Annotated in this window: 3 protein-coding genes and 1 pseudogene; all 4 read left to right on the plus strand. The window is 40.7% G+C overall.

All coding sequences use genetic code 11. From position 1 onward, the window contains the following. Window positions 1–1511 (plus strand): annotated as a pseudogene (locus tag Q0668_RS05420) (ATP-binding cassette domain-containing protein); the annotation flags it as partial. A 124-nt stretch (window positions 1512–1635) separates the two neighbouring features. After that, the gene (locus Q0668_RS05425; protein WP_298860983.1) at window positions 1636–2115 is read left to right on the plus strand and encodes a hypothetical protein; all 480 of its coding nucleotides are present in this window, start codon (window positions 1636–1638) and stop codon (window positions 2113–2115) included. 183 nt (window positions 2116–2298) lie between these two features. After that, window positions 2299–2526: a winged helix-turn-helix domain-containing protein gene (locus Q0668_RS05430; RefSeq protein ID WP_298860986.1), complete on the plus strand. Its 228-nt coding sequence runs from the start codon at window positions 2299–2301 to the stop codon at window positions 2524–2526. Between the two features lie 111 nt (window positions 2527–2637). Continuing rightward, a partial coding sequence (locus tag Q0668_RS05435; RefSeq protein ID WP_298860989.1) for a tetratricopeptide repeat protein occupies window positions 2638–3126 on the plus strand: 489 nt, incomplete at its 3' end.

Raw genomic sequence — 3126 nt, forward strand, 5'->3', positions numbered from 1 at the left:
GGACGAGTACAGAGCTGAAACAAAGTGCTCTACAAAACCAGAAAGTAGCGGATCAGATTTTACCAGCTATTCAAAGCAGGCTGAGTTACCTGATTGAGATTGGCTTAGGTTATATTACACTGAGCCGTCCTGCACGCACATTGTCTGGTGGAGAGACTCAAAGGGCTCGATTAGCTTCCTGCCTGGGTTCTGGTATCACTGGAGCCTGCTATATTCTGGATGAGCCAACAACTGGATTACATAACAATGAAACAGAGAAATTGCTAAAATTTCTACAACGACTTAAAGAATCAGGAAATACAATTGTCGTCGTCGAGCATGATCTGGATGTGGTCAGGGCAAGTGATTATATACTTGATCTTGGTCCCAATGCTGGAGCTCAAGGAGGCGAAATTGTTGCTTCGGGCACTTATCAGTCAGTCGTTCAGAATAAGCGATCCTTTACTTCCCGTGCATTAAATACCGAACTGAAACTCAATACTACGGAAATCACTACAACAGATTCAGAGATTGTCCTCAAGGATGCAAATCTTCACAATTTAAAAAACGTCACACTCAAAGTGCCCTTACAGAAACTGGTTTGTGTGACTGGCGTCAGTGGCTGTGGAAAAAGTACGCTCGTCATCGAAACACTGGTTCCCGCTCTTAAGTCCGAAATGAAGGGAAAGCAGGAACATTCGTTGAAGTACCAGTCTGTGAATTTCAATGAATCTCTGCAGCAGATTAAAAAAATCGATCAATCGCCGATTGGAAGAAGCGGGCGTTCCAACCCTGCAACCTATTGTGGAGTGTGGGATGAAATTCGTAAACTTTTTGCAAAAACGAAGTTATCTCGAATGCTAGGATATACAGCCAGGCGTTTTAGTTTTAATGCTAAAGGAGGACGCTGTAATTCTTGTCAAGGTCAAGGATCTCGTCGTGTTGATTTACAATTTATTCCGTCGGTTTATCTTCCTTGTAGAGAATGCAAAACGAAACGTTTTAATCGACAGACATTGTCAATTAAGTATCGGGAAAAATCTGTCAGTGATATTCTTGAAATGTCCATCAATGAAGCATTCCTGTTTTTTGATCAGATCCCCAAAATCAGAAGTCGGCTGAAACTGCTGGAAGAACTTGGGCTGGGTTATCTTCTACTGGGACAACCAGCCTATATGCTTTCTGGAGGCGAAGCGCAAAGGCTGAAACTCGGGACAGAACTGGTGACGGGAAGTGTTGGCGGGACACTCTTTGTTCTGGATGAACCGACAAGAGGTCTGCATTCGACAGATATCGAAGGATTTCTAAAAGTGTTATCTCGATTGACACAGGAAGGAAATTCGGTTCTGTTGATTGAACATCATCCTCAGGCCATTTGTGCTTCTGATTGGATTATCGATATGGGACCGGATGGGGGAGAGGCTGGTGGATATATCATTGACTATGGAACTCCTGCAGAAATTGCAGGACGCAGGGTAGGGCATACTGGAGAGATGTTGAGTAATCTATCTGCAGTCAGCAATAAAAGGTGATAAATTCCTCTAAAAGAACGAAACTGGAATCCTGTCAGAAAACCCTAATTTGGTTATACTGAAAGCAATGGGAGACGCGAGACGTTATTCTGAAAACCGAATTTCTTTTTGAATTATGAGACAGATGACCGATACAGAAAAACCACTGAAAAAATTTAATGAATACGGAATCTCGTTTGCATATCCCAGTGACTGGGAGTTGACAAAAGAGGTGGATGAAACCAATGGTGAAATACAAATCAATATCGCTGCAGGAGATTCCTCGTTTTGGTTAATTTCTTTATATTTTGCAGATATTTCCGTGGAAGAATTATATAATCATTCAAAAAAAGTGTTTCAGGAAGAATACCCGGAACTTGATATTTATGAGATCAATACTGAATTGGCTGGAACTAAATGTCTCGGATGTGATCTCGAATTCGTGTGCTCTGAATTGATCAATAGCGCTTATTTGAGACTGTTTCAAACGGAGTTATTCACGGCTCTTATTCTTTATCAAGGGACTGATCAGGATCTAAAAACAACTCTGACAGATCTTGAAGCAATTTCGAACAGTCTGGATTGTTTTGGTAGCGACTATCAAGGATATTTAGATATCATTTAAACATAATGATCCAGGCTAAAACCTGGAAAAACAAAGATTGATTCTCAAAGTGATTCGACTTTATAATGTTGGTGGCCGAAATCATTTGAAATGAACGATCGAGTATGAAACGTATCTGTAGTACAATTGTCTAAACGCGTTCTATTACCGAAATCTGCGGGTTTATAGTTCAGGAGCATGCCAATGTCAGCGGAAATTGAATCACATGAAGTCGAGAGCATTGGAGTTGTTGCAGGGGTTGTCTGGAAATATTTGAGTGAACATGATCCTGTAACTCTAAGTAAATTATCTCGGGAAATTGATGCACCCCGTGATCTTGTCATGCAAGCGGTTGGCTGGCTTGGTAGAGAAGGTAAAATTGACTTTCAAAAAGGCTCAAGGAGTAAACTGATATCACTTGCCAGTGAATAGAATCTATATGGGTGAATTCGTATCTGAGTTTACAAAGCTCAGAATGGATTTCTACTGATACCGAGTCAACCAATTATTTCTAGCTTGCGTTTAAGAAAGAATATCACACTAATGAATGACTCAAAACTCGTAGAATTATTGCAACAGGCACGCCAATATTTAAAAGCGCGCGATATTGATAAGGCGATTGAGACTTATCAAAGAGTGATCAATGTCAAACCCGGAGAGAAAAAAGCACATACCGGAATTGCTGCTGCTTATTTTCAGTTAAAGCAATACCCTGAAGCGATAACACATTTTGAGGAACTGACTCGATTAGCACCTGCAGATCCTTCACCCTATATTAATATAGGCGCCATCTACAACCGAATGGGAGAATATCAAAAGGCTTTAAGTATTCTGCGAAAAGCAATCCAGAAAGATAAAAAATCAGCTGATGCGTTCTATAACATGGGAATCGCCCAGAAAGGTTTAAATCAGTTAAGTATGGCAGTGACTGCCTACAAGCAAACGGTGATTTTTGATCCTGAGATGGTCGATGCCCATTTTAATCTGGGTAATGTTTATCTGGAAATGAAAAATCGTACTCAGGCTCATTTG

It is taken from the genome of uncultured Gimesia sp. (assembly GCF_937910335.1).
Taxonomy (GTDB): Bacteria; Planctomycetota; Planctomycetia; order Planctomycetales; family Planctomycetaceae; genus Gimesia.

Excerpts from the sequence above, each read along its gene's own strand:
- Q0668_RS05425 (WP_298860983.1), top strand. The coding sequence starts at position 1,636 with ATGACCGATACAGAAAAACCACTGAAAAAATTTAATGAATACGGAATC.
- Q0668_RS05430 (WP_298860986.1), top strand. The coding sequence starts at position 2,299 with ATGTCAGCGGAAATTGAATCACATGAAGTCGAGAGCATTGGAGTTGTT.